Source organism: Nitrosospira multiformis (genome assembly GCF_900110185.1).
Classification (GTDB): Bacteria; Pseudomonadota; Gammaproteobacteria; order Burkholderiales; family Nitrosomonadaceae; genus Nitrosospira; species Nitrosospira multiformis_A.
On the sequence record NZ_FOCT01000016.1, the window covers coordinates 35,056 to 60,459 of the forward strand.

25 protein-coding genes are annotated in these 25,404 nt (G+C 54.4%); 15 read left to right on the forward strand and 10 right to left on the reverse strand.

Features of this window, described 5'->3' with window-relative positions; all coding sequences use genetic code 11:
• Positions 1-6 precede the first annotated feature (6 nt).
• Positions 7-300 (forward strand): hypothetical protein, encoded by a 294-nt coding sequence (locus tag BMY01_RS18455; RefSeq protein WP_074748862.1) that lies wholly within the window; start codon positions 7-9, stop codon positions 298-300.
• Positions 290-754 (forward strand): response regulator, encoded by a 465-nt coding sequence (locus BMY01_RS18460; RefSeq protein ID WP_074748864.1) that lies wholly within the window; start codon positions 290-292, stop codon positions 752-754. The genes BMY01_RS18455 and BMY01_RS18460 overlap by 11 nt, the downstream gene beginning before the upstream one ends.
• A gap of 272 nt (positions 755-1,026) precedes the next feature.
• On the opposite strand, the gene gnd is transcribed toward BMY01_RS18460, so the two are convergent.
• The 3 genes from gnd to gloB form a co-directional block, all read right to left on the reverse strand.
• Positions 1,027-1,932 carry a phosphogluconate dehydrogenase (NAD(+)-dependent, decarboxylating) gene (gene gnd / locus BMY01_RS14670; protein WP_074748866.1) on the reverse strand — a complete coding sequence of 302 codons (906 nt, stop codon included), beginning with the start codon at positions 1,930-1,932 and terminating at the stop codon, positions 1,027-1,029.
• A 50-nt stretch (positions 1,933-1,982) separates the two neighbouring features.
• Positions 1,983-3,116, reverse strand: coding sequence for a transaldolase (gene tal, locus BMY01_RS14675; protein WP_074748868.1), 1,134 nt, complete (start codon positions 3,114-3,116; stop codon positions 1,983-1,985).
• 239 nt (positions 3,117-3,355) lie between these two features.
• Entirely contained in the window at positions 3,356-4,150 is a 795-nt protein-coding gene (gene gloB, locus BMY01_RS14680; RefSeq protein ID WP_074748870.1) for a hydroxyacylglutathione hydrolase, read from the reverse strand.
• Positions 4,151-4,308: 158 nt separating this feature from the next.
• Here gloB and BMY01_RS14685 point away from each other — a divergent pair, with 158 nt between their 5' ends.
• The 3 genes from BMY01_RS14685 to dnaQ all read left to right on the forward strand — a co-directional run bounded on the left by BMY01_RS14685 (position 4,309) and on the right by dnaQ (position 6,378).
• A complete protein-coding gene (locus BMY01_RS14685) occupies positions 4,309-5,088 on the forward strand; it encodes a class I SAM-dependent methyltransferase (protein WP_074748872.1) in 780 nt (259 codons plus the stop codon).
• A complete protein-coding gene (gene rnhA / locus BMY01_RS14690; RefSeq protein ID WP_074748874.1) occupies positions 5,085-5,552 on the forward strand; it encodes a ribonuclease HI in 468 nt (155 codons plus the stop codon). Before BMY01_RS14685 ends, rnhA begins: the two co-directional genes overlap by 4 nt.
• 118 nt (positions 5,553-5,670) lie before the next feature.
• On the forward strand, positions 5,671-6,378 hold the full coding sequence (gene dnaQ, locus BMY01_RS14695) for a DNA polymerase III subunit epsilon (RefSeq protein WP_074748876.1): 708 nt from the start codon (positions 5,671-5,673) through the stop codon (positions 6,376-6,378).
• On the opposite strand, the gene BMY01_RS14700 is transcribed toward dnaQ, so the two are convergent.
• The 4 genes from BMY01_RS14700 to BMY01_RS14715 all read right to left on the reverse strand — a co-directional run bounded on the left by BMY01_RS14700 (position 6,375) and on the right by BMY01_RS14715 (position 9,627).
• Positions 6,375-6,890, reverse strand: a complete 516-nt coding sequence (locus tag BMY01_RS14700) for a hypothetical protein (protein ID WP_074748878.1) — start codon at positions 6,888-6,890, stop codon at positions 6,375-6,377. The two genes, dnaQ and BMY01_RS14700, sit on opposite strands and share 4 nt — an antisense overlap.
• A gap of 130 nt (positions 6,891-7,020) precedes the next feature.
• Positions 7,021-8,202: a PA0069 family radical SAM protein gene (locus BMY01_RS14705; protein ID WP_368086249.1), complete on the reverse strand. Its 1,182-nt coding sequence runs from the start codon at positions 8,200-8,202 to the stop codon at positions 7,021-7,023.
• A 129-nt stretch (positions 8,203-8,331) separates the two neighbouring features.
• Complete coding sequence (locus BMY01_RS14710) at positions 8,332-8,721, reverse strand: LapA family protein (RefSeq protein ID WP_074748881.1); 390 nt, start codon at positions 8,719-8,721, stop codon at positions 8,332-8,334.
• 90 nt (positions 8,722-8,811) lie between these two features.
• A complete protein-coding gene (locus tag BMY01_RS14715; protein WP_074748882.1) occupies positions 8,812-9,627 on the reverse strand; it encodes a potassium channel family protein in 816 nt (271 codons plus the stop codon).
• 324 nt (positions 9,628-9,951) lie between these two features.
• On the opposite strand from BMY01_RS14715, the gene BMY01_RS14720 reads away from it, so the two are divergent.
• The 5 genes from BMY01_RS14720 (at position 9,952) to BMY01_RS14740 (ending at position 17,386) form a co-directional block, all read left to right on the forward strand.
• Positions 9,952-10,272: a hypothetical protein gene (locus BMY01_RS14720; protein WP_254772769.1), complete on the forward strand. Its 321-nt coding sequence runs from the start codon at positions 9,952-9,954 to the stop codon at positions 10,270-10,272.
• A 53-nt stretch (positions 10,273-10,325) separates the two neighbouring features.
• The gene (locus BMY01_RS14725) at positions 10,326-11,156 is read left to right on the forward strand and encodes a uracil-DNA glycosylase family protein (RefSeq protein ID WP_074748883.1); all 831 of its coding nucleotides are present in this window, start codon (positions 10,326-10,328) and stop codon (positions 11,154-11,156) included.
• A gap of 64 nt (positions 11,157-11,220) precedes the next feature.
• Entirely contained in the window at positions 11,221-12,801 is a 1,581-nt protein-coding gene (locus tag BMY01_RS14730) for an amidohydrolase family protein (protein WP_074748884.1), read from the forward strand.
• Positions 12,802-12,819: 18 nt separating this feature from the next.
• Positions 12,820-14,775 carry a S41 family peptidase gene (locus BMY01_RS14735; RefSeq protein ID WP_254772770.1) on the forward strand — a complete coding sequence of 652 codons (1,956 nt, stop codon included), beginning with the start codon at positions 12,820-12,822 and terminating at the stop codon, positions 14,773-14,775.
• Between the two features lie 31 nt (positions 14,776-14,806).
• Positions 14,807-17,386, forward strand: a complete 2,580-nt coding sequence (locus BMY01_RS14740) for a PEP/pyruvate-binding domain-containing protein (protein ID WP_254772771.1) — start codon at positions 14,807-14,809, stop codon at positions 17,384-17,386.
• Between the two features lie 81 nt (positions 17,387-17,467).
• Here BMY01_RS14740 and BMY01_RS14745 read toward each other — a convergent pair whose 3' ends face one another.
• On the reverse strand, positions 17,468-17,719 hold the full coding sequence (locus BMY01_RS14745) for a hypothetical protein (RefSeq protein ID WP_074748885.1): 252 nt from the start codon (positions 17,717-17,719) through the stop codon (positions 17,468-17,470).
• A 15-nt stretch (positions 17,720-17,734) separates the two neighbouring features.
• Between BMY01_RS14745 and BMY01_RS14750 the strand changes: the two genes are divergently transcribed.
• The 4 genes from BMY01_RS14750 to BMY01_RS14765 are packed head-to-tail and all read left to right on the forward strand — an operon-like array spanning position 17,735 to position 21,377.
• On the forward strand, positions 17,735-18,892 hold the full coding sequence (locus tag BMY01_RS14750) for an MlaE family ABC transporter permease (RefSeq protein ID WP_074748886.1): 1,158 nt from the start codon (positions 17,735-17,737) through the stop codon (positions 18,890-18,892).
• Positions 18,886-19,773, forward strand: a complete 888-nt coding sequence (locus tag BMY01_RS14755; protein WP_254772772.1) for an ABC transporter ATP-binding protein — start codon at positions 18,886-18,888, stop codon at positions 19,771-19,773. The genes BMY01_RS14750 and BMY01_RS14755 overlap by 7 nt, the downstream gene beginning before the upstream one ends.
• Before the next feature lie 3 nt (positions 19,774-19,776).
• Complete coding sequence (locus BMY01_RS14760) at positions 19,777-20,718, forward strand: MlaD family protein (protein WP_074748887.1); 942 nt, start codon at positions 19,777-19,779, stop codon at positions 20,716-20,718.
• Positions 20,715-21,377, forward strand: a complete 663-nt coding sequence (locus BMY01_RS14765; RefSeq protein WP_074748888.1) for an ABC-type transport auxiliary lipoprotein family protein — start codon at positions 20,715-20,717, stop codon at positions 21,375-21,377. The genes BMY01_RS14760 and BMY01_RS14765 overlap by 4 nt, the downstream gene beginning before the upstream one ends.
• Before the next feature lie 126 nt (positions 21,378-21,503).
• On the opposite strand, the gene BMY01_RS14770 is transcribed toward BMY01_RS14765, so the two are convergent.
• Entirely contained in the window at positions 21,504-22,397 is an 894-nt protein-coding gene (locus tag BMY01_RS14770) for a c-type cytochrome (protein ID WP_074748889.1), read from the reverse strand.
• A gap of 205 nt (positions 22,398-22,602) precedes the next feature.
• Positions 22,603-23,352, reverse strand: a complete 750-nt coding sequence (locus BMY01_RS14775) for a flagellar brake protein (RefSeq protein ID WP_175463286.1) — start codon at positions 23,350-23,352, stop codon at positions 22,603-22,605.
• A 1,225-nt stretch (positions 23,353-24,577) separates the two neighbouring features.
• Here BMY01_RS14775 and BMY01_RS14785 point away from each other — a divergent pair.
• The coding region (locus tag BMY01_RS14785) for a PAS domain S-box protein (protein ID WP_139176939.1) at positions 24,578-25,404 on the forward strand (827 nt) is incomplete at its 3' end.

Consider the following 25,404-nt stretch of genomic DNA (forward strand, 5'->3'; position numbering starts at 1 on the left):
TGGCGATTGATTGGTTTTGCAAAAATCACGCGTGATATCACGGAAAAGCGAGAGGCCGGGCAGGCGCTGGAGCGTGCCAAAGAAGCCTTGTTCCAGTCCCAGAAACTGGAAGCGATCGGCAAATTGACGGGCGGTATCGCTCACGACTTCAATAACCTGCTTAACGTCATTGTCAACGGGATTGGTGGCCCAGGCCGTGGAACCGTTCTTTACCACGAAGGAGGTTGGCAAAGGGTCAGGGTTGGGGATGAGTCAGGTATACGGGACGATCAAGCAATTCGGCGGGGATATGGTAATTGAGACAACGGTGGGCAGAGGCACTGCTATTTCCCTATTCGTGCCAGCACTGGAAGGGGATACGAATGAAGGTTCCGGAAGCCTGGCAAGCGGAAATGAGAAGGCATTGGGGGTGGATGATCAGGCGGATGTTCTGGATATCACCATTGAATTGTTCCAGAACATGGGCTACGACGTGCTATCCGCAAACACGGGTGAGAATGCACTGGAAATCCTCAAAAAGACGCCGGATATCGATGTTCTATTCAGTGATGTTGTCATGCCAGGGATGAACGGTATTGATCTTGCCCGAGAGGCACGTATCCTTCTTCCCAATATCAATATCAAAGTAATCTTGGCTTCGGGTTATAACTTTCCTGCATCGAGAGCAGAAAATTCTCCCATGGAAAACTTTAGATTTGTAAGGAAGCCTTATCGTATTTCAGAAATAGCCAAAATGCTCCGAATGGCGGATTAGTGTAATTTCCCCATCAGGGACGCCATCTTGGTTGAAAAAGTTTTCCCAAGCCAGAGCAATTTGCTAGGGAGCAAAGGAAAGCTTCGATCAGCCGTTGAATTTTGCTGGATTGTTTCGCGTGTGCGAAACAATCCATAAGCCACTTGCTAGTTCTTTGTCCACTTCCTCAGCAGGCTCGGCGTTTTAGCGTTGCTGTTGCTCCAAGCGTAAATATCGCAACCTTCAATCTTAAAGCTATAACTCTTCCCGCGCCTAAGGGTTTGATCGTACGGTTACTCCTTCTTCATTGCATGTCCGCCGAACTGATTGCGGAGCGCCGATAGCAGCTTGTCGGAGAACGAATCGGAATCCCGTGATTGCAATCGTTGCAACAACGACAAGGTAATGACAGGCGCGGCGACGTTCAGGTCTATCGCCTCGGCTACCGTCCAGCGTCCCTCTCCGGAATCGGCAACATAGGGGGCGATACCTTCGAGACCCGGGTTTTTTTCCAGGGCAGCAGCGGTCAGGTTGAGCAGCCAGGATTGAATCACGCTGCCGTAGCGCCAGATTTCCGCAACCTGATGCAAGTCCAGCTTGAATTCTTCCTTATGGTGCATGATTGCAAAACCTTCGCCGTAGGCCTGCATTATTCCGTACTCGATGCCATTGTGGATCATTTTGGTAAAATGACCCGCGCCACATGGACCAACGTGACCCCATCCTTTATCTGGGCCGGGAGCAAGAGTTTCAAAGAGGGGTCGCAGGTGTGCCACCACCGCATCGTCGCCGCCCACCATCATGCTGTAGCCGTTTTCAAGGCCCCAGACACCGCCGCTGGTGCCCACGTCGACATAGTGAATCTGACGCGTTCTGAGCGTTTCCGCCCGGCGCAGAGTATCCTTGTAATCCGAGTTTCCGCCATCGATGATAACGTCATCAGCCTCCAGCAGCGGCATCAAAATGCCGATGGTTTCATCCACCGGTTTTCCTGACGGAATCATCAGCCAGATGATGCGTTGTGGCTTCAATTTACTAACCAGATCCTCCACCGAGGAAGCCGCGACGAGGCCCTTTTCTTCCAACTGCTTCACCGTATCAGTGCTGCGAGCGTAACCCGCCACCTGGTGTCCCGCCTGCAGCAGCCGTTGCGACATCGCGCCTCCCATTCGCCCCAATCCAATCATTCCCAGTTCCATGATCCCTCCCTTGGCAATTGTTCTCTGCTGAATAATAATCTTGGACCGGTTCAGGCTGTCTGGTCGCTGGTAGTGAGAATTTCCTGGCGTTTTTTCTTCAGTGAGGCAAGAAGCTTGTCATAGGATGCAGCGAACGAATCGACCCCATCATTTTGAAGTTTTTCGGTAACTGCGTTGAGATCGATCCCCAGCTCCTTAAGCTGCACCACGTCGGCTTCAGCTTGTGCGAGTCCTTTTCCAAGAGTTTCGCTAACCCGCCCGTGATCCCGGAATGCTTCCAGCGTTTTGAGTGGCATCGTATTGATGGTGTCGGGGCCGACCAATTCCTCGACGTACAACACATCTGAATATGCGGGATTTTTTGTGCTGGTGCTGGCCCACAATGGCCGCTGGACGTGTACGCCTTTTTTGCGCCAGCAACTAAATGGCTCTCCGTAAAATGTCTCACGGAAGCGTTGATAGGCAAGTTTGGCATTGGCAATGGCAATTTTCCCGCGCAAGGCGAGCGCTTCCTGGGTGCCGATCTTTTCCAGCATGGGATCGATTATGTTATCCACCCGGCTGACGAAAAACGAGGCGACCGAAACAGGCCATATTTTGTTTCCGCCGGGCGAATAAGCATCCCGGCGTTCAAGCCCCGTAATGTACGCATGTGCCACGGCCTCATAGTGGTACAGAGAAAACATCAGGGTGACATTGACGTTGATGCCTTCGCTTATCAGTTGCTCAATTGCTGGAATTCCCTCGGGGGTGGCGGGAATTTTAATCATGAGATTGGGCCGCTCCACGGCTTGCCATAAGCGCTTGGCTTCCGCGATGCTGCCTCCGGTATCACGTGCCAAGTGGGGTGATACCTCCAGGCTGACGTACCCGTCTCCCCCATGGGTTTCATCATATACGGGCCGCAACACATCTGCAGCCATGCGAATATCCTCGATAGCCAGCGCCTCGAACAGGGTCTTTTCGGTTTGTTTTTCATTGGTCCGCAATAGCTGGCGCAGCGCGTTGTCGTAAGCATCGCTGTGCCCGATTGCCTGCTCGAAAATAGTGGGATTGCTTGTCAGGCCATGCAGCTTGTCCCCGGTTACCAGGCGCTGCAGTTGCCCACTCTTGATGAGGTCGCGGCTGATCGAATCCAGCCAGATGGCTTGTCTGCATTGCAATAGCTGTTCCAATGGGTTCATGTATTGTCCTCCGGAAGCGTGGCGCCGCTACAGTGAGCGGCGGAGTGGATGACGTCATGGATTCGGAAATCAGTATTCCATGACTGGAGCGCGCTAATCTTGCTATTTTTTGCGTGCGTGCAGGGGTTGTAGTGAGTACCCCAAGTAAAGCACAAAATTAGGACAACGCAATTGCTTCACCATTCAAATTTATTTTCGGGACAAGCTTTTGGAGAACCGGCGTATAGAAAAAGATAATGTCAAAAGTGATTTTTCCATTCCCGGATGGCGGCAAATACGCTGACACGATCGTTTAGCGGTTTCCCCGCATGGCTGCTGGCGCTTTCGATGACTTCCACTTCAGTACAGCGCAGGAACGGATTGGTCGCTTTTTCCAGCGCAATGGTGGAGGGCAGGGTGGGCAGGCCTTCGTTACGCAATTTTTCGGCTTCCACTTCGCGCTTCGCCAATGCTTGATTGCCAGGTTCGACTGTTCTTGCGAAGCGGATATTGCTGAGCGTGTATTCATGGCCGCAATAGATCAGCGTGTCCTTGGGCAAATCCGCCAGTTTTTCCAGTGAGTCGACCATTTGCTGCGCTGTACCTTCGAACAACCGTCCGCACCCGCAGCCAAACAGGGTATCACCACAAAAGAGCATGTTTGCGCCATAATAGGCGATATGTCCGGAGGTGTGGCCAGGGATATCGAGCACCCGGAAGCTGAGTGAGAATTCCGGAAGATATACACAGCCTTCTTCGTTTTCTATATCACTGCATTCCTTGAGACGATGGGTGAGCGTCGGAATTGATTCTTTCGCCGGACCAAAGACGGGTACGGCAAATTCCCGCAACAGTTCAGCATTTCCGCCCACGTGATCGGGATGGTGATGAGTATTGAGAATGGCGATGAGCTTCAGCTTTTCGCGGCTCAGATAATCCAGAACAGGGGACGCATCGCCAGGGTCTATAACGGCAGCATGGTAATGATCGCGGATGAGCCAGATGTAATTGTCCTTGAAAGCGTGAATCGGAACGATATTGGGAGTAGTAGTCATGATGGGCGCTATTCAGGTATTTTGGGGCGGCTAGCAGCCGGCGGAGGTGCCCGAAGGGTGAGCAACAAGTCAGGCAGATTTCTGCTGATTCATGAGCTGAGAGATTTTACATGATCGAGTCATAGACACTCCTGGTTGAACGCCAGTTGACGCTAAATATGCAAACCAAAAGTATAGTCGAGTGGTTTGAAACCTGCCTGGGTCAGTATCTGCTGGAACGGGAGCAAAAATATTTCGATAGGGCGGTGGCAAACGTATTCGGTTACAACGCCATGCAGATCGGGTTTCCGCAATACGATTTCCTGCACACAAACCGTATGCCGCTCAAGTTTTGTGCGGCCCCTGAAAAAGGAGCTGACGTTCTTGCCACTCCTGATTTTCTGCCGATCGAAACGAACAGCACCGATCTCGTGCTTATGCCCCATATGCTCGAATTCAGCTCCAATCCTCATCAGATACTTCGGGAAGTGCAGCGGGTACTGATGCCGGAAGGCAACCTTATTATCTCCGGTTTCAATCCCCGCAGCCTCTGGGGCATAAGAGGTTTGTTCGGCTCGCCGCGGGAGGGGAGTTTTCCATGGCGGGGTAATTTCATCGCGTTGCCACGGCTCAAGGATTGGCTGACATTATTGGATTTTGAAATCACGGAAGATCGCCAATGCTGCTACGCACCCCCATTCAGTCAGGAGAAATGGCTGACGCGTTTTCATTTCATGGAGGAAGCAGGAGACCGCTGGGGGCGCTTCTCCGGGGGCGTCTATTTCCTCACCGCAGTCAAGCGTGTCCATGGCATGCGCGTTATCAAGCCTGAATGGAAAGAAGTGCGGGCGAGGAGGAGAGCAATGTCGCCGATTGCACCCCAGATCAAAGGCACAGCTGCCGCGAATGAGCCACGCAGGGCTGCGCGCAGTGGAATTTTACCGCGAGGCGAGAAGTGAAAGTGAAACACGCCGAGGTAGTCGAAATATTTACCGATGGAGCGTGCAAGGGGAATCCGGGGGTGGGCGGGTGGGGCGCCTTGCTGCAATACAACGGGCATAGACGCGAATTATTCGGTGGAGAGAAAATGACCACCAATAATCGCATGGAGCTGCTCGCTGTCATCCGAGCGCTGGAAGCGCTGACCAAGCCGTGTGAAGTACGCTTGCACACCGACTCGTTGTATGTACAGAAGGGTATCAGCGAGTGGATACACGCCTGGAAAAAGCGCGATTGGCGTACCGCCGACAAAAAACCGGTAAAAAATGATGACTTGTGGAGAGAACTCGATCTGCTGACGCAGCGCCACAAAATAGAATGGCTATGGGTGCGGGGGCATTCGGGCCATGATGGCAACGAATATGCCGATATGCTTGCCAATCGAGGCGTTCAGACGGCGCTGCGGGGTGTTTCCGCAAATTAGACGGATAGCCACCCGCTCAATCTTCTGAAAGTCATTCAGCCGGGAGTGAGTTTCTGTAAGACAAAGAGGGAAGAGTTAAACCGGGTGATTATCCGCAATACAAGAGAAAGGCTGGTTGATGCGGCAGATTTTCATAGATACGGAAACCACAGGACTCGAGCCTAAGCTGGGTCATCGAATTATCGAAATCGGAGCGGTGGAAATGATGAGCCGGCGATTGACAGGACGACGCTTCCATCATTATCTCAATCCGGAACGCGAGATCGAGGAGGGCGCCTTGCAGGTGCATGGAATAACCAGCGAATTCCTTCTTGACAAGCGAAGATTCGCTGACGTCGTGCACGAGCTGCTCGAGTTCATCGATGGCGCCGAGCTGATCATGCATAATGCAGCGTTCGACGTCGCATTCCTTGACCATGAGCTGGGGCTTGCCAGCTTGCCGGCTCTCTGCGAATGTTGCCACTCGGTGACCGATACCTTAAAAATGGCGAAAGAGCTGTTTCCCGGTAAAAGGAACAGTCTGGATGCGTTGTGTGAGCGGTACGAGGTGGATAACTCGCGGCGCGCGCTGCACGGTGCGCTGCTGGATGCGGAACTGCTTGCGGAAGTTTATCTTGCCATGACGCGCGGGCAGGAGAGCCTGCTCATGGAACTCGAAGCGCCATCGCCGCTTGATCTCGATATCAGTAGTCTGCATGATTTGCAACTGGTCGTCCTGCCTGCCAGCGCCGAAGAACTGGAAGCGCACGCCCGTCAACTGGAAATGATCGAAAAGGAAAGCAAGGGTAAATGCCTATGGATGCGGCTTATTCCGGCAGAGGTTTAACGTTTAAAGTCATAGTAGTAGTGATCGCGAACCTTACCTGCCCATCGCTGAAAGATCTGCCTCAATGCATCTTTTGCGGTACCTTTGATTTCGGGTGGCGGAATAGAGTGGACAAATACATCGGAAACACCGTTATCGAAAACACCACCCGAAATCCCATTTTCGCGAAAGACTAGAATAGGAAGACGCAGTCCAAAGAGAATGCCGGATTCCAAGTGATTCCATGCGGTGGGAAACGGGGTTGGTACGCTGACCCGCTTCTCATCCGGAGTACCCGGCTTGATTATTCCGATCTCAGCACGAAATTGTTCGAACCCAAGTACGATGCCTCCCGAGCAGTGTCGAGCAATCAGAAGGACTTCACGCAATGGAAGCTCGGTGGGGTAATCCGAACGTCCTAAGGCACGAGGTTCCAAATCGTTGTCTTCAAGCTGCCGAATGAGGACCGCACGGGCAGCCGCCTGTGATGGAGATAAGGTGGTAGGGGAAGAAACGAATACAGGTATTTTCATGCTGAGGACTGAGAATTGGCAGCAGTGAATGGGGCGTATGATTAATGAATAGTGTGATGAGATGTTTTTGAAGAAAGATTTCTGACAGGATGTTCCGAGCGTTTAAGTTGATTATCAAAACAGGGAGCTATTAAAATAACTCGAATTGGCCAGTGCCTTTTGGCTTTTTGTCATTTGCTTTGCTGCTAACTTCTGGAAGTGTCACTGACTTTATTGAGTTGGTAATGGCAGGCGCACGGAAACGCGAGCTATCCAGTCTCTTGAAACGGCGCGAATGGGCATTGAGCCCCAGGCGTTTCACCGTTTTGTCGAATCGCTGCCGAATCAAGTCGGCCCAGATCCCCTCGCCGCGCATGCGCCTACCGAAGCTCGAATCGTAATCCTTGCCACCCCTGATGTCGCGTATCCGGCTCATGACCCGGGCAGCGCGATCAGGAAAATGGGCTTCCAGCCACTGCCTGAACAGCGGGCTGATTTCCCAGGGCAGGCGCAACATGACATAGCCTGCATTGATTGCTCCGGCTTCTGCTGCTGCCGTCAGTACTCGCTCCAGATCGGGCTCGGTGACAAACGGAATCACCGGTGCAACGCTGACGCCGACCGGAATTCCGGCATCGGCCAGCGTGCGAATCGTCCGTAGACGGCGTGCTGGAGCACTTGCCCGCGGTTCGAGCGTGCGCGCAACCGCAGGATCGAGAGTGGTGATTGTCACCGCGGCCACAGCCAATCGTCTTGAAGCCATATCGGAGAGCAAATCCATGTCGCGCTCCATCAGCGATGACTTGGAAATCAGCGCGACCGGATGTTCGCACTCACGTAGCACTTCCAGCACGCGCCGTGTCAACCGCAAGTCGCGCTCGCAGGGCTGGTATGCGTCCGTATTGACGCCGAGCGCGATGGGTTCCGGCACATACGATTGTTTTGCCAGCTCCCGTCTCAAAAGCTCCGGCGCATTGATCTTGGCAAATATTTTCCTTTCGAAATCCAGCCCAGGCGACAATCCCAGGTAACTGTGAGTGGGGCGCGCGAAACAGTAGATGCACCCATGTTCGCATCCGCGATAAGGATTGAGCGAAATACTGAACGGCACATCCGGCGATTGATTGCGGCTTAGTATGGTTTTGGCATGTTCCTCGATGATCTGGGTCTTCCATGTCAAGCTTGTATCCGGCTCGTCATCTTCTGTCTTGTCTCTGTCGGCGGTTCCGATGATACCGCCATTTCCCCAGCCATCATCGATGGCTTCACGCGTCCATTGCTCGTACCGCCCCTGGAGATTGGATACCGCTCCTCTTCCTTTCTTTGCTTTCAAGGGGGGCTGCACAAATGGCAGCTCAGCTTCCCTGTGTGAATCAGCGTCGGACATGGGAGTGCATTAGAAATAGACGTTGTATGGCCATGGTTAGAAGCGATGAAATGAGGCTCGATCCCCAGGCATACGTTATTCGCTTGTGTTTGGTTTATCGCTTCCGAGGAGCATCGATTTTAGTCCGAGATAGCGTGGAGGCGGTTCGGGGATAGGCTCAGGAGTGAGTTTTGCCAGTTCTTCTTCCAGTTGCGTAGTGCGCTGCTCCAGGGCAGCCTTGTCTTCCTCCAGTTTGCTCACCTGTCTGCGCAGACGAGCACTCACCCATTGATTCTTGATTAGACTGGGCCACGACAACAAGACAGAAATGGTTGCTCCTATGCCTGCCGCAATCACCAGCATCATGGCGAGCGAACTATCGAAGCTCCATATGCCAAATGTCACTGTCACAATCATATCGTTTTGCAGAGCGAATGCTATGGAAATAATGGCGAGGGCTAGGGCGAATATCAAATAATATTGCATGATTTTTCCCGCAATAATTGGTCGGTCAGGGATCGGCGGAAACAGGAATAAGCTTAACACTAAACATATTATGACGAGAAAACCAATCCATCATTTACGCAATCCCTGAATTTCTTCACGCAGGGCGGCGATCTCCGCCCGAAGCCCAGAGATGGATTCAGCTCCTGCAATCTCCGTATCGGGATTTTCGGCATCCCGTCCCACGAAAAAAGTAGCCAATGTCGCGGTGACATAACCGAACATGGCAAAGCTGTACAGCGCAAGAAAAAAGCATAACACCCGCCCTTCCGCGGTTTGCGGCCAATACTCGGAGCCCATCGTCGTCATGATCATGGCTGTCCACCACAGGGCGGCGCCATAGCTATGCAGGCCCACCTCCGGATTATTATTCGGGTTATTCTCGAAACCATACATTCCTGCTGCTCCGGCGAGGGTAACGATCAGTGTCAGTAAGAGGACGTAGCCAAAGCCTCGCCTGCGCATCGTGGCGCCCAGTGCACGCATGCCCCGGTTGACGCTGCTCAATACCCGCAGCAACCTCAGACCACGCGACATTCCCGCGATCCTGCCGAGGCGCGCAAGCCGCACGATGCGAACGAGCCGGAGGGCGCGTAATGCAGGCGCCATGAGGGCGATGCCGCTGAGCCAGTTCTTTTTAAGATAGTCCAGTTTTTCCGGCGCCAGCCAAAACTCCAAAATAAAATCGAGAATAAAAATTACCCAGATGATGTAGCCCACAGATTCAACCAGAGGGTTGAGTCCCCAGACAATTTCCACCACCATCAATGCGAGCCATATGAAAGCGAGCACCAGCATGGGTATCTCCAGCCAATCCTGCAGCTGTTGCAGAAGCGTGCGGCGCTCATCCACTATCCTGTCCCGCAAGGGGAACGGTTGTTCATTCATGTCATAATTCTCCTCGAAGCCAATCCAGGTTCTATATCCATGCTATCTTTGAAGAAGGAAGCCGAAATCGTTGCTGATAACCTTTCCCTTTCTTAATTTAAGCACAATGGGATACCTGCGAAGCGTGGCGACGGCATGGAATGCCATTCAGTTGAGCAAGATGCCCAAAGAGTATCGCCAGAGATTGCCATGAACATGCGATTTCGGGCTCATAATATTCATAAGGAATTATCCGGATGACATGAAACCTATTATCCTTGCACTGCTGCTGATTTTTTCAGGAGTGATGGACCCGGATCTGATCCCGGTATGGCAGAGCTTGAGATGGCTTTGAATCACCTGAGCCAGGAACAACAGACTGTTTACCAGCAATTCCAGATGATTCAGGAATTGCGGCGCAACGAAATACAGGATAGCCAGCCACTCACCGTGCAAGGCTACCTGACAATGGGCGTGGTGAAGGATGCACCGCCGACAAATTATGATGACAATATCAGGCTGCAGCGGGAGCGCACGGAACGCATCCAGCAATACACCCGCGACCTGAACCAGTTGTATGCACGCTATGCCGAACTGGGAAATCAGAAGAGAGCACTTCTGGACCAGCTCACGGAATTGGCCCAACAGGCGCAGGCTGGCCGCTAGCCTCCCGGCGTAGCGCGCCGCATTCGATCGGAGACTAACCAAGGAGATATTTCATGGCTATTCCGTTTGATCGCGGGTATTACAAGCAACCGTTTGTCAAATTGGTGTCGGAGTACCCTGGCGAGGATGCTTATCCCATCGCTGATTTTCGGACGGAATGGGGGCCCATTTTTCATCGGGGACGGCTGGATGGAAGCGCGCGCGTACTTATCTTGGGGCAGGATCCGGCGCAGCATGAGGCAATCGTGCGTCGGGTTCTTGTCGGCACAGCCGGAAAGCGCGCACAAGGATTTCTGAAGCGGCTCGGTGTCATCCGAAGCTACGTCTTCATCAATACCTTCCTCTACAGCGTATATGGCCAAGGGGGAGGAACACGTCATATCGCAAATCAGTTGATTGCCGCTTACCGCAACCGGTGGATTGCGGCGATTCTTCGTGGCAATGCGATCGAGGCTGTAGTCGCATTTGGTGGACTTGCTAATACCGCCTGGCAGGATTGGCTTGCTTCACCCGCTGCGGTGGAGTTCAGCTCTTCGCCGCCCTTCCAGCATTTGACGCACCCTACCTGGCCGCAGAGTTCCGCTCACACTCGCGCGGAACAGGAAGCTGCAACGACAAAAATGCTCGAGAACTGGAACGGTGGGCTGCGAACGCTCAAGCCGGCTATACAGAATCCGGACGTGGCGGGTGAGCTTGAATTGTATGGCCCTGCTTTCGACTCGGACGATCTTCCGGATATTCCGCCGGATGATCTTCCACCCGGCCTGCCGTCATGGATGCGCACCGAAGAGGGTTGGGCAGACAGGAAGGGCGAGACTGTGCTGGACAAGCGCCGCACCATTGTAGTGCGTGTACCCAAAGAGGTGCTGCCGCAGCAAACGTAGCCATCGCCCATTAAACATACTACGGTTCAGCCTTGCGTTCGTTGAATAGACATTCTTTCAGCACATGAGCCTGATCGTCGCCGGCCGGATCGTTCCATTGACCAACGATCGGAAGGTTGCCCAAAGCGAGAATGCAAGTTTCCAGGGCAGGGTATGGATCGGCGATGATGGCCGTATTGCTGCGGTAACCAGGGGGGCAGGGGTTGCAGCGACTGTAGCGCATTCAGTGCGCTCTGCTGAATTCGATAATGCTCCCGTGGTGGATGTGGGTAATGATCTCGTCGTCCCCGGGTTTATTGACCTGCACAGTCATCTCGCCTACGCGACGCTACCCCTTTGGATCGAGCCCAATCGCACAGTACCGTTCCAGCACCATGACATCTGGCCTACACGGCCGACTTACGCGGAAAGCATCACCTGGCCGGCATATGCGTTTATCGAGGCTGCACCCGCGGAATTGCTCGCCTATGCGGAAATTCGCGCACTGGTTGGCGGCACCACCAGCATACAAGGGTCTCCCCCTAGCAACCGTCCGTTGGACGGCTGGCTGGTGCGAAATATCGAAGATGAAACGCTCGATGGGGAAATCGGGCGTCATCAAGTACTTGCCTCGACGCTCACCCTCAAACCCGAGCAGCTTGGCGAGCGTGCGATCAGCATGCGGCAGGGCGCCACCTTCATTTACCATTGTGCGGAGGGCCGTCCCGGTTCGATCGTCCAGCGCGAGTACCGCGCTGCTCATACCGCGGGATGCTTGCAGCGGAGACTGGTCGCCATTCATACCAATGCTATCGACCCCGCTTCATACAATACCTGGAGCGATCCGGGTGCAATAGTCTGGTCCCCATTCTCGAATCTGTGGCTGTATGGCACGACCACTGATGTTCCATCAGCATTGGCACGAGAGATCAGCCTCTGCATAGGATCGGACTGGGGCCCATCCGGAACACGAAATGTACTCGGTGAATTGAAGGTCGCTTCCTTGATAAGCGAAGCGAAAGGATGGGGATTGTCTCCCTTCGATCTGGTCAAAATGATTACTGCCAATCCGGGGGATGTGCTGGCCGAAGCATGGCAGCGGCAGGCAGGGCGGCTGCAACCCGGGGCACTGGGGGATGTGGTTGTAATTGCATCCCCTACTGAAGGGGCTTCCCGGTCCGATCCTTTCAAAACCATTCTTCGCGCTACCGAAACGGATGTCCGCCTGGTGATAGTGAATGGAAAGCCGCTTTATGGAACCGAGCAACTCATGCAGCAGGCGAGTTCAGTGCAAACCAGCAGGATATCCGTAAATGGCGAAACGCGGCGTCTTGCCCTCACCCGATTTGTGGGTAATGATGAGGCGTGGTCTTATAAGGATGTTCTAAAACGGTTGGAAGAAGTCCGGAATGATCCCCAGGCAGCGATCGAAAGCGCGCGCCGCCTTGCGTTTGCCGCCATTCGCACCGGTGCGCCTGCGCCATTACGTCTTGCGCTGGATATGCCCACCGGTCGAGTGCCGGTAGGCGGTTTGCCAAAAGATTTATCGAAGATCATTGTTCCGCCTATCCAGCCGCTTGTGCATGACGAAGCATTCTTCGCTTCGATTCCAGGGCGCGGGTTTCACGAGGGATTGCTCGATGGGCTCGGTGAGTTTTACGGCTGATTCTTAGGGTTGATTTTCATGGATAATCAGCATGCTGCATCTCTTCTTCAAGCCCAGACAGGGCAGCTTCTCAGCGATTTCCTGCTTGGGGAATCTCCACACGACGAGCAAAGGGGGAGGGAAAGGGAGAGGGAAAAGGGGAAGGGACGGCGGCCTGACTTTCGCATTCCCAGAGCGCGGGTGCTGGACGGTGGAGAACGTTTACAGATTATCGATACACTGATTGCTGTGATCGGTGGCGTCTATTGTCATCTTCCCCAGAAACGGGCCGCCTACGCGCTTGATCCGGTGCAAGCGTTGCAGCTGCTGCGCGCGCAAGTGGCTGCGTTATCTGAAGGAGAATTTCACCTGGCGCTGACCTCGATCATCTCGGGTTTGCGCGATGCGCACACGCGCTATTCAGGACCGGGCGCAAAACAGGGAGCGGTCGCAGCGCTGCCTTTCCTGGTCGAGCAGTATGGTCCTTATGATGCACCCACCTTTGTCGTATCCAAAGTATCAGCACCCGAGCTGATAAAGGACGCCAGATTTAAATCTGGCGTGATTCTGGAGAGCTGGAACAGCATACCCTTTGCTCGCGCAGTTGATCTGCATGCAGACCGGGAAACCGGAGGACGGCCGGATGCACGGCGCGCAAGGGCCCTTGAATCTCTTACTTTCCGCGCTCTGGAGTGCGGACCCCCGCCGGACGAGATGGCAGTGAATATCGTTTACCGCGCTTCACCCCGCGGAACGCTACGGGAGACACGGATCCCATGGCGAGTCGTTCAGCCCGAACGCGCGCAAACCAATCATCAACCAGGTTCGCGCGCATCGCGCTATATTGCCGCTGATCCGGCGGCGGAAGCCGTGCGTCGCACCAAGAAACTCATGTTTTCCGGGGAGGTATGGGAGGCCGATCGCGGTGGGGTTGCCATTGCACGCGATGAGAAGTGGGTAAAGTGGATAAGGACCCGGTTCCAGGATGCATTGGCAGTCCGCATTGTCAAAAACAGCTCACCCGGCGAGCTGGGCTATTTGCGTATCTGGAGCTTCGATGTCGAGGACGATGACGCATTCATCGCCGAGATAATGCGCCTGTTGGATATATTGCCTGACAGCGGCCTGATCCTTGATCTGCGGGGTAACCCCGGCGGGCTGATCTGGGCGGCGGAGCGCTTGCTACAGCTCTTTACGCCAAACCCGATAAAACCGGCACGCTTCAGCCTGCTCGCTTCTCCCATGACACGGGCCATGGCATCCAGTCCCTTCAATCGCATGGAGTTTGAAGCGTGGCTGCCTTCACTTGAGGCGGCGATAGCAACGGGAGAGCCGTACTCACAATCATTGCCGCTAACCGATCCTGCGTGGTGTAACGATATCGGCCAGAAATACAGCGGGCCTGTTGTATGTGTTGTCGATCCAAATACTTATTCGTCGGGTGACTTATTCGTCGCAGGTTTCGCGGATAATGAAATAGGCCTAGTGGTTTGCGTGGGAGAAGCTACCGGTGCTGGGGGAGCGAATGTGTGGACGCATTTTGACTTGCGCGAAGCCCTGCGCAGCACATCCTTTGAACTGAACGCCCTGCCGCCGGACGTGGGCTACACTCTCGCCATCCGCCGCGCGCTGCGTAGCGGTGCGGCGGACGGGTTGCCAATCGAAGACCTGGGGGTTCCCGGAATCGCGTATGAAATGACACTTGACGATCTGCTACACGAAAACCGGGACTTGATCGCATTTTGCGCCGGCCTTCTTTCCGGCATCCCGCAGACGGCGATGAAAGTGCAGATTGAGGAGCGTACCATGAGCATAGCAACAAGAGGTCTGGACGAACTGGAAACATACATGAACGGACGCCCGTTTGAAGCAGTGCGCGGCATCAGTGATGGAACACTTCAACTGCCCCGGCCTGACGCAGAAATAGTCGAGTTTGTTGGTCGTCGTAATGGCGAAATCTGTCAGCGGCGAAGGTTGGTGTTAAATGCCGGATGAGGTGGCGTTTTCACCAAGAGGGACTGGAGAAGTGCCCGTAATCACACAAATCACGCAATTGGAAATTCTCGATTGGGAAAGTGTTCTAGCTGCGGATGCAGCGACCGTAGGCGGCAAGGCATGGCATCTGGCACGATTGAAGCAATTGGGTCTGCCGGTGCCGGAGGGAGTGGTTATCCCGGCTGGATGGCGACCCTTGCATGACGATGAGGCGATCCCTCCCGCGATCCCTCCCGAATTGTCAGCAGCATTGCAAAAGGCTCTTGCCACCCGTGGCTGGTTGAATCAGCCGCTGGCAGTACGCTCTTCGGCTGCCGGTGAAGACTCAGCCACGGCTTCGTTCGCGGGTATTTACCGTACTTGCCTGAATGTATGCGGTATCGAACAGGTACAGCTCGCCGTTCGGGAGGTGTGGGCCTCGTTATCCTCCCCCACCGCTATTGCTTACCGTCAAAGATTGAACCAAGATGCATCCATGCCAGGCATGGCAGTAATCGTCATGCCGCTGCTGCCTGCCATTGCTTCCGGCATCGCCTTCACTTGTGACCCGATTACCGGACGTGATGACAGGCTTGTCATCCATGCGCAATGGGGGTTGGGTGAATCATTGGTCGGCGGACAGGCAACCGGTGATGAATACGTTTTTGCCGAAGATTTGCTCGATGATCACTGGGTATTACTGCACGAGCAGATTGGCAGCAAGGCGGCCAAGGCAGTCGCGCGGCAGGAAGGCGGAACGACAATGGTCGCGACATCCGCCGCCGAGGCAACGGGGTCTGTTCTTTCATCCGATCAAGCCCTAGCCCTGGCTGAACTGCTGCGCGACGCGGCGGTGGCCCTGGATTTCACCCATCCGTTCTATGATCTGGAATGGGTATGGGACGGCGAACAGTTCTGGTTGACGCAGGCCCGGTCAGTCACTGCCCGGCCCCATTACACCTATCCCGCGCTGCAAACACAGCCGACCTACTGGACGCGCGGCAACACCTGCGAAGTAGTCCCCGAGCCGCTGTCACCGATTGACTGGTGCAATGCGCGCAGGCTGGTTAACGAACTGCTCACACAGGGCTACATTCTGGCGGGTTATCCATTGCTGCCAGGATTGCAACGCGCAGGACTGTTCCATGGTCGTCTTTATTTACAGCTTTCGCTGTTGCAATGGGAAGTTTTCGATGCATTAGGTGTGATTCCCAAGCTGACGAATGCGCTGATCGGCGGCAAGCAGCCGGAAATCACGCTGCCGCCCGCAAGTCCTGGGGATGGCTTTACACGTTTGCGAAGGGCGGTGCGTTATATGCTGCGATCCCCAGGTCAGCGTCGCCGCGGCCAGCGTGCTGTAGAGCGCGCCATGGCCGAGGGGGCCCAATGGCGCAAGGAGTCCCTTCCCGAGGATGCGGCAGGGCTGCGGGCAGAAATTCTCCATCATTTTCACGTTGCCCGTAGCGCCGTCGATTTGTTTTTCTTGCAGGGCTCAGGCGGCGGAAGCCTGGCAATGCTGGTCGAGCAGTTGGATAAGTGTTTTCCGGGTGAAGGATATGCATTGGCTACCGCTTTGCTCGCCGGTGGTGAGCCCAGCGTTACTGCATGCCAGTCGTATGAACTGATGGCTCTGGCGCGTTTGTGGCGGGAAAACAAGGAGAGCGTAGAAGCTTCCAGCCATCCTCTGCATTCCGAGAACCCCAAGTTTCAGGGTGCCTTCAATGAGTTTCTTGAGCGTTACGGGCATCGAGGATTGTATGAAAGTTACTTCCGGAATCCGAGGTGGCGGGAGGCGCCGGAATATTTACTATCGCAACTGGAGCAACTAGCCGAAGTGGATGAAGCGGCGTTGCGGGCTCGCCAGAAAGCGGCAGTGACTGAAGCACTGGCGCGCATCCGATCTGGCGTACCGTTCTGGAAACGTATTTTTATTCTGAAATTGGCAAAAGCAGCGACGCAGGAATGCAATCAGCGTGAAGCGGCACGCAGCGCCCTGACTGCACTGATGGAGCCCGGGCGGCACCTGCTGCTCGCAGCGGGACGCTATTTGGTTGAACAGGGAGTACTGGTGCAGGAAGCGGATATTTTTCAACTCATGCTCTCCGAGATATTGCGTGTGCTAGATAGCGATATTCCCGAGACTGGAGTAAAGGCTCGCGTGAGCGAACGGAACAGGCTTTTCGAACAATGGTCGCGGGAAGCAGCACCGGATGTTCTGGTCGAGGCATCGAGGTATTCAAGGCAGGAATGGCAGGCACATGAGTCCGCCACAACCTCAGCCACAGCCTCAAATAACTCGCGTCGCTATCAGGGCATCCCGACCGGCACAGGCTTGGCGAGAGGTAAAGCGCGCCTTCTGCTCCACCCGGCTGACGGCTACAAATTGCAGCAGGGCGATATTCTGGTTGCTTCCTCCACTGACCCCGGCTGGACACCTCTTTTCCTCAGGGCAGCAGGATTGGTTGTAGAGACGGGCGGCTATCTCTCGCACGGGGCAATCGTTGCCCGTGAGTTTGCTATTCCTGCGGTCGTTAATCTGACAGGAGTGTTGGCCGAACTGAAGGATGGGGATATGGTGGAAGTCGATGGCATGAGTGGCGGGGTGACGTTGCTTGAACGAAATGGGCAGTAACGGATCGCCTTAGCAATAACGGACCGCTTTGGCTAAAGGAGGAAAATAACCCGAATCAGTGACCGAATTAGCTATCTACTGTCAGCTGGACAATATGACTGACTTGACAGCAACGATATAAACGACTAGCGTTTCAATCAGTTGCCAGGCCACAGCAAGCCAATCCACTTTGTTGATCCCTGTTTTTGCGTGATGCCCAGCGGCCACCCTTATATCATGGGTGATATATGCCCGATTCCGGTTCGCCTGAAACAGATGAGTGTGGTTGATCCGCCCGGTTGTTGCGCTGCGGCCTCCTGATTTATCTCCCGCGATAGCGCCACTTTCACGCAAAAAAATTGCAACTCCATGACATCTGGCGTTGATTCAGAACTCCTGCTCTGGGATGCTTCTGAAAATCCCCCACGGCTGAATGTGCGTGGCAATTGGACACTCGAAAACTATGCTGCCTTGGGCGAGCAGATTGCCCTGCTCCGGCATCGGTCAGGGGGTCTGGCGGCAGCGCGTCGCAACGTAAACCTGGGCGAGCTTGCGGCGTTGGATACCGCGGGTGCCGCACGCCTTTACGAACTGCTCGGGGCGGAGCTCGCCGGAGAGCTTGCCGCTTCCGATGCGGCGCTGAGCCGCGAACGGAGCGCGCTGCTGCTAATGGTGACCAACGCGATGGGAGCTGCCGGCAAGGTATCCGAAAGGCGGCAGCGGGGTGCCTTTATCGAAATATTCGGTCACGCCGGAGTTGCGCTGGAAATCTTCCGGCAGCAAATCCTGGCACTGCTGGGCTTCATGGGTTTCACACTTGATGCGTTGGCCCGAGGCCTGCTATATCCGGAACGCTGGCGTCTGACATCGATCGTGGCGCAAATCCACGAAACGGGCCTGAATGCGGTACCCATCATCGGTCTGCTCAATTTCATGGTGGGCGCCGTGATCGCCTTTCTGGGGGCAACCGTGCTGGCCAATTTCGGGGCGAGCATCTACACCGTCAATCTCGTGACCTTCGCCTTCCTGCGGGAGCTGGGCGTCCTGCTTACCGCCATCCTCATGGCCGGCCGCACCGCGAGCACGTTCACTGCTCAGCTCGGTTCCATGAAGATCAACGAGGAGATCGACGCAACCCGCGTGCTGGGCTTGAACCCCGTCAACCTGCTGGTGCTCCCGCGCGTGCTGGCATTGTTCGTATCCCTGCCCATCCTCACTTTCGTGGGAATGATTTCCGGAATCCTGGGCGGCGCGCTGGTGTGCGCTCTGCAACTGGATATTTCACTGGCGATGTTCCTCACCATTTTCCATGATCAGATCGAGCTGCGGCATTTCCTGGTGGGGATGTCAAAGGCCCCCGTATTCGCCTTCGTGATCGGAGTCGTTGGCTGCCTCGAAGGGCTCAAGGTCAGCGGCAGCGCATTGTCCGTGGGACAGCACACGACAGCCAGTGTGGTACATTCCATATTCGTCGTCATTTTTCTGGACGCAGTGGCGGCCCTGTTTTTCATGGAGATGGGATGGTAACGGACGAGGCGCTGTTTCCGTCCAAAACCGACCGGACGAGCCCTGACAGCCAGGCAACCGGCACTTCGGCGCGGAGCGGTGAAGCGATTATCCAAGTGCGGGGCCTGACCAACCGTTTTGGCAGGCAACTCGTGCACGACAAGCTGGACCTCGACGTCCATCGGGGCGAGATCCTCGGCGTGATAGGTGGATCCGGCTCGGGCAAATCGGTCCTGCTACGCTCCATCGTTGGGCTGCAAACCCCCACTGCGGGCAGTGTGCGTATTCTCGGCACGGATTTGCTCCAGCTCGCACCCGAGCAGCGTGCGCCACTGGAGCAGCGCTTCGGTGTGCTTTTCCAGCGTGGGGCGTTGTTTTCCTCTCTAACCGTCGTGGAAAACATCGCGCTCCCACTCATTGAAAATGCCGACCTCACCCGGGCCGATGCCGAGCACCTGGCGATCGTGAAGCTGGCGCTCGCCGGCCTGCCGGCGAGTGCAGCCGCGAAATATCCGTCCTCCCTATCGGGTGGCATGATCAAGCGGGCAGCATTAGCGCGCGCGCTTGCGCTGGACCCCGACATCCTCTTTCTCGACGAGCCCACCGCAGGGCTCGATCCCATCGGCGCGGCGGAATTCGACCAACTCATCACCACCTTGCGCGATGCACTGGGCCTCACGGTCTTTATCGTGACCCACGACCTCGATACGCTCTATACGATCTGCGACCGCGTTGCGGTGTTGTCGCAGAAATGTGTTCTCGTGACGGGCCCGCTTCAAACGGTCGAAGCCGTCGAGGACGAATGGGTGCAGGAGTATTTTCACGGACCGCGCGGCCGCGCCGCCAGCCATGCGGCGGAGACGGGCGGTACGATGGTCAGGACCAGGGAGATAGGGAGATAACCGATGGAACCGCGCGCGCACCATGTACTGATCGGATTCTTTACCGTTATGACGGTAACGGCCGCACTGCTGTTCACCCTGTGGCTGAGCAAGGCTCCGGGCGACTCCGTGCAGCGCTACTACACCGTGGTCTTCAATGAGGCAGTCAGAGGTCTCTCCATAGGGAGCGCCGTTCAGTACAGCGGCATCACGGTGGGTGACGTGGTCAAGCTCGCGCTGGACCCGCAAGACCCCCGCAAAGTGATCGCGCGGGTGCGCGTGCAGGGCAGCACGCCGATCAAAGAGGATACTCAGGCACGACTCGCGCTAACAGGCATCACCGGCAATTCCGTGATCGAATTCAGCGGCGGATCGCCCGACAGCCCCGACCTCGTGGCAAAGGATGACCACAAGGACCCGGTCATCGTGGCCACCCCATCGCCTATCGCCAAGCTGCTGGAGCACAGCGACAACATGATGGCCGATGTCACCCAGCTGGTGATGCGCGCCAAGGAGATTCTTTCTCAAGAAAATGCCAAGCGCCTGAGCAGGACGCTGGAGAACCTGGAGCAGACGACCGAGGTGATCGCGAGCCAGAACGATAATGTGCGGGGAATCGTGGGCGAACTGGCCGCCGCCAGCGCGCAGGCGAATTCCGCGCTGCGGGAGGCTACGCAACTGGTGGCGGCAACGAACACGCTCGTGAGCGAGAAGGGCGCTCCAACCCTTGGCAACCTCGATCGCGCCACAGCTTCCTTAGCGAAAGTCAGCGCGTCGGTGGATCAGTTACTGTTGGAGAATCAGGCCGCGTTGAGCGGAGGCATGCAGGGCATGAACGAGCTGGGACCTGCCCTGCAGGAACTACGTTACACCATGTCTACACTGGCAAGAACCGTACGCCGGCTCGATGAGAACCCTGCTGCCTACCTTACAGGGCGGGAAAAAATCGAGGAGCTTGAACCATGAACCCAACCCCTGGCGCAAGCTATTTCCATCTGCGCCTGCTTCGACGTTTCGGGATAGCGACGATACTTCTCTTCGTGTCCTCATGCTCGATATTGCCTGCGACCGAAAATCTGGAAATCTATCAATTGCCTGCTGCCGAGTCTGCTCCCCGTTCGTCCGGCAATCCCTTGCCCTGGACGTTGCGCCTTGCAACGCCCCACAGCAACTACATCACGGATAGTCCACGCGTGCTGGTGCTGCGCCAAGGTAGCCAGCTCAGCTCGTACAAGGGCATCCGCTGGAGCGATCCCGTGCCGGTTCTGCTTCGCAACCGGCTGGCAGCGGCTTTCCGGGCGGATGACAGGTTCAATTCCATCATTAATGGCAACAACAATAATCTTATTGCCAATCTGGAGCTTGGCGGTGACCTGAGTGCGTTCCAGGTGGAGTATAAAAATGATGGACCGCAGGCCACCATTTATTTTTACGCCACCCTGTCGCAGCCGCTGCGCAACCGTATCGTAGCAGTGCGCCGCTTTGAAGTCAGCGAACCTGTGCAGAGCCGGGGGACATCAGGAATCATCACGGCTTTTGGGCTTGCGGCGGACAGATTCGCTGCGGAGATCGTTGCCTGGACAACGCAGCAGGGCATGGCCTTGCAAACCGAGGCAAAAGAATGAACCCTAAGTCGAACCATGAAACTTTCGAGTATCCGCGCCAATAACCACTATTTAGTTGATATACTGGAGTCCAATAGCTTGTCCGGCATCAAACCAGAATAACAACACGCGGGCATTTCTACTGTGTCACCTCGAAATATCCCCTGGATTCTCTGATGGAGCCCGTTTCGCCCTGCTCATGGTCTTGAGATACGCAATGATCTCAGCCGCAACCTGTTCCCTGTTCGAAATTTCTTCCCCAAGACCGGGCATCATCGTGTTGTATCGAATGGTCTGCGGAGCCAGTATCCAGCGCTTGAGGTATTCGGGCTTGATGTACTCCACGATACTTTCCGGATAATTGAGCTCCGGCGCTTTGCCACCTCCCTCCCCATTTATCGTGTGGCATGCGGCACAGTGTCTGCGAAAATGCTCGAATCCGCGTTGTACTTGTTTCGAAGAACCAGATGGTGGAATCATGTTCGGAAACGCTCCTTTCATCTTGAGTTCGATGGTCTTGATCTGGTAAGGCATGTCGGATGCCCCTGCCTCAAGCAACTCCTTTGAGCCGATATTGTTCCAAACCAGATAGAGCGGACCGAGCGGCACAACCTCGTTGTTCTGCAGCTTGTTGGTCAATGTGAATGGTTCCCTGTTCTCATTGGCAAAGGCGAAATAACCATCATGATGCAGGAATTTTTTTACCGGCACGCTCGGCTGATACCCGTCGATGGCAGTAAAGACGATTTCGCGCGCTTTCTCCCAATCCCTGCCGAACACCTCGGCGAACACCGCTCTTGCGGGGAGTACACGGTAAACCCGATTCCGCCGCTCGTGCGGTTCGAATACCTCGAGCGCTCGCTCCAGGGCAATGGCGCGAAGACGGTCTACCGAGAAAGCCCTGACGACTTTGCCTTCTTTTTTGAACTCCACCTTATTATCCGGATTTGCCGCAAACGATGGGGCGGGGAACGCAAGGGCGAGAAGGCTTGCGAACACCAGTGGCGGCAAGTATGAAAAATGCGATGCAAGAGGTTTCACACTGTATTCCAAGCGATTGCAACGGATAATTCGAGGAAATCAGGAAAGACGGTATCAGAAACGGCCAGGGAAGACTACCGCTATTGGAAGAGAGGATCGCATGGCTGCCTTCTCCAAGTTTGAATTGCCGGGTAGCATGCCAGTGCTTCGCTTGTGCGAAAACGTTTTTCGCCTACAATCCCTTGCCGCTAATGCCGAACACCCGCTATTTCCGTTTTCGTTCCAGCTCCAGCCTTATGATGTAACGCTGGATCAGGGACAGCACATTTTCCCCTGCATCGACAAACTCGCAATTGACGCGCTGGGATTGGAGATCATGTACGAGTCCAGTGTCAGCCGGTTCCACGCGGATTATCCGCATGGATACATTAACCGTACCGATATCCGGTAATGTAATGCGGCAATTTTCATAAACGCTTCCTTCCTCGAAATTTCCTCTACCGTTCGAGTCGATGACAGCCATACCACCGCAACTAAGGTTCTGCAGGAGAACTTCCACGGTGGAAGGCGATTTTTCCTCAAGTAGCGGAATCACGCACTCCACGGGAGCAATCGTCGGTGTGGTAACGCGATAATATTCCCGCTTTTGCATACGCAACAGACTTTTGGGGATCTGTGCAAGGAAGGCATCGCGCCCCTCAAACTCTGTTTTCCCAATTTGCTGGCAGGAAAATTGAACCTTCACCTGGTTGGGAAATGCAACAACATTCCATTTTTCAGCTTGCAATGCCTGCTGATTGATCTCCTCATCCGGACCATAATCAAGCACCATTTCCCCGTGCTGGCTGTCAAGATCCAAAAGGGCGGTCGGGAAAAAGCTCCCGGCATCACCAAAATAACAGGTGCTTTGCGAATTATTCCTTATCATCACTCGCAGCACGGAGAGAATATCGTTTTTCGACGAAATGCGATATTTCTTGTTGTTATCAGGAAGGTCGGGTTTGCTGTCTGTCATGATGTCTATCCGGGTTCTGCTCATCCTATTCGGGTTTCGCCGTGTTGCTCCAATTACAGATCAGGGGGTAACACGGGAATGATCATTTTTCGCCCCAAGTCCTGTCACTGTAACATCGACTCCGCATCCCGGAATGTTCCCTAATCATATACGGATGGCGCGATGAAGATCAAAGGCATGCGCGCGACGAGCCCAAGGGGTGACGACTATTCGTAATAACGGCGCCAAAACGGAGTACCGTAGCAAAACAGCTTTTTGTTAACAAAAAATTCCGGGTATTGAAAGCACACGGACTTGCGTCCGCTCAGAGCAAGTGGGAGAAAAAATGAGACTGAGAATCGAACCTAAAGCCAGGAGGTTTTATAAATCAATGATCGCATTTTGCTTGACATTTCGAGATAATCCACATTTTTGACCTGGAGCACCTATGCAATTCCAGCACTAACTGTCAAAAACCCTCAGGTCTTGATTTTTATTCAAGTATTTGATAATAAATATTTTTAAAAAAAGTTCAAAAAATAACCTGCTAAGAAAAGATGTTACAGAAAGATGACTTACTCATCGTTTACATAGCTTATCAACAAACTTATCCACAGCAATTGTGGACAATCGAAAAGGCGGTGATCACTAGCCGATTTTTTCCAGAATCTTCCTGCAAAGGAGTGGGTGATACTTTGACGGTGGTCATCAGATCAAAACGGCAGCACAAGATTCCCTTACCCGGAGTCGATGCTTCCCAGAACAACAACCATTTGGAGAGCGCTCCAGGCAATCCCTTTCCGATCATCCAGTGTAGATTCCAGGGACTGCAGTTCTTACCTGTAACATTTTACAGGTAGTTAAAGCACCGCTTTCAGGCCTAATATTTGTACAGGAAGGTAGCAGCAGGTTTTCAAGATCCTGTTGCAGGCTCCTTACGAAGATCACCGTATTCACCAAGCGTAGTGAAATAACCTATTTCTAGGTTTACTCCAGGCCGCTGTAGCGCACTCTTTACGCTAGTCTCTCACTCAATTTATTTTCTGATCAGAAGTTTCAGCAAAGGATGCAACCCTCAGCAGCGCCATTGGCCGAACTGATTGATTCGAACTGATTGATTGAGAAGTGAGTTTTTCGCTTTTAAATAGACCTAATTAAATCTGTGGAGCATTTCTGGAATCACGCGGATTTATTCATTCCAATCAAGAAAAGAAAGGAAAATCGGGCATAGAAGAGGCGGAAAAGCATGAAAGAAACGCTGGAACTGAACCAATCACTCTCCGTGTTGGAGACAGTCTTAAAGGCGACGGCTGACGGACTCCTGGTGGCGGACAAGCTGGGCAAAGTGCTTTGCTATAACCAGCTTTACGTGAATATGTGGCACATTCCAAGTGAGCTTCTGACTCATGCGAGACACCAGGCAATCCTCGGCTATTGTGCCGGGCAATTAAGAGATCCTATGCAATTCCTGCACTCGACCGAGGAAATTTATGGCACTTGGACACCGGAAAGCTTTGATGTCTTTGAATTTTGCGATGGGCGGGTGTTTGAGCGGTATACAAAAACTAAAATCCTGAAAGGGTCAAACATGGTTCGTGTCTGGAGCTTCAGGGATATTACTGAACGCGGGCAGGCGGAGACTTACAAAGCGCAGTTAGCGGCAATCCTCGAGTCCTCGAACGACGCGATCATTGTCAAGGATCTCAACGGCATCATTAGCGGGTGGAACGCCGGTGCGGAACGGATTTTTGGTTACCGTGCGAGCGAAATCATAGGTTGTCCGATCTCCCGACTAATTCCGCCCGACCGCCTGGAGGAAGAGGGCAGAATCATGAGCCTCATCAAGAGCGGGAAGCAAACAAATCATCTCGAAACCGTGCGATGGGGGAAGGGCAAGAAACCGATTGATGTCTCCGTCACGATATCGCCGGTGAAGGATAACGCAGGTCACATTGTCGGTGCATACAAAATAGCGCACGATATCACTCAGCGCAAGGAATCCCAAGAACGTATCGAGTATCTCGCCCATTACGATTTGCTGACCGGGCTGCCCAACCGCGCGCTGTTCACCGA

What these genes read in the sequence shown, in the direction of transcription:
- BMY01_RS18460 (WP_074748864.1), top strand. Translation starts at nt 290, where the DNA reads ATGGTAATTGAGACAACGGTGGGCAGAGGCACTGCTATTTCCCTATTC.
- gnd (WP_074748866.1), bottom strand. Translation starts at nt 1,932, where the DNA reads ATGGAACTGGGAATGATTGGATTGGGGCGAATGGGAGGCGCGATGTCG.
- tal (WP_074748868.1), bottom strand. Translation starts at nt 3,116, where the DNA reads ATGAACCCATTGGAACAGCTATTGCAATGCAGACAAGCCATCTGGCTG.
- gloB (WP_074748870.1), bottom strand. Translation starts at nt 4,150, where the DNA reads ATGACTACTACTCCCAATATCGTTCCGATTCACGCTTTCAAGGACAAT.
- BMY01_RS14685 (WP_074748872.1), top strand. Translation starts at nt 4,309, where the DNA reads ATGCAAACCAAAAGTATAGTCGAGTGGTTTGAAACCTGCCTGGGTCAG.
- dnaQ (WP_074748876.1), top strand. Translation starts at nt 5,671, where the DNA reads ATGCGGCAGATTTTCATAGATACGGAAACCACAGGACTCGAGCCTAAG.
- BMY01_RS14700 (WP_074748878.1), bottom strand. Translation starts at nt 6,890, where the DNA reads ATGAAAATACCTGTATTCGTTTCTTCCCCTACCACCTTATCTCCATCA.
- BMY01_RS14710 (WP_074748881.1), bottom strand. Translation starts at nt 8,721, where the DNA reads ATGCAATATTATTTGATATTCGCCCTAGCCCTCGCCATTATTTCCATA.
- BMY01_RS14715 (WP_074748882.1), bottom strand. Translation starts at nt 9,627, where the DNA reads ATGAATGAACAACCGTTCCCCTTGCGGGACAGGATAGTGGATGAGCGC.
- BMY01_RS14720 (WP_254772769.1), top strand. Translation starts at nt 9,952, where the DNA reads ATGGCTTTGAATCACCTGAGCCAGGAACAACAGACTGTTTACCAGCAA.
- BMY01_RS14725 (WP_074748883.1), top strand. Translation starts at nt 10,326, where the DNA reads ATGGCTATTCCGTTTGATCGCGGGTATTACAAGCAACCGTTTGTCAAA.
- BMY01_RS14730 (WP_074748884.1), top strand. Translation starts at nt 11,221, where the DNA reads ATGAGCCTGATCGTCGCCGGCCGGATCGTTCCATTGACCAACGATCGG.
- BMY01_RS14735 (WP_254772770.1), top strand. Translation starts at nt 12,820, where the DNA reads ATGGATAATCAGCATGCTGCATCTCTTCTTCAAGCCCAGACAGGGCAG.
- BMY01_RS14750 (WP_074748886.1), top strand. Translation starts at nt 17,735, where the DNA reads ATGACATCTGGCGTTGATTCAGAACTCCTGCTCTGGGATGCTTCTGAA.
- BMY01_RS14755 (WP_254772772.1), top strand. Translation starts at nt 18,886, where the DNA reads ATGGTAACGGACGAGGCGCTGTTTCCGTCCAAAACCGACCGGACGAGC.
- BMY01_RS14760 (WP_074748887.1), top strand. Translation starts at nt 19,777, where the DNA reads ATGGAACCGCGCGCGCACCATGTACTGATCGGATTCTTTACCGTTATG.
- BMY01_RS14765 (WP_074748888.1), top strand. Translation starts at nt 20,715, where the DNA reads ATGAACCCAACCCCTGGCGCAAGCTATTTCCATCTGCGCCTGCTTCGA.
- BMY01_RS14775 (WP_175463286.1), bottom strand. Translation starts at nt 23,352, where the DNA reads ATGACAGACAGCAAACCCGACCTTCCTGATAACAACAAGAAATATCGC.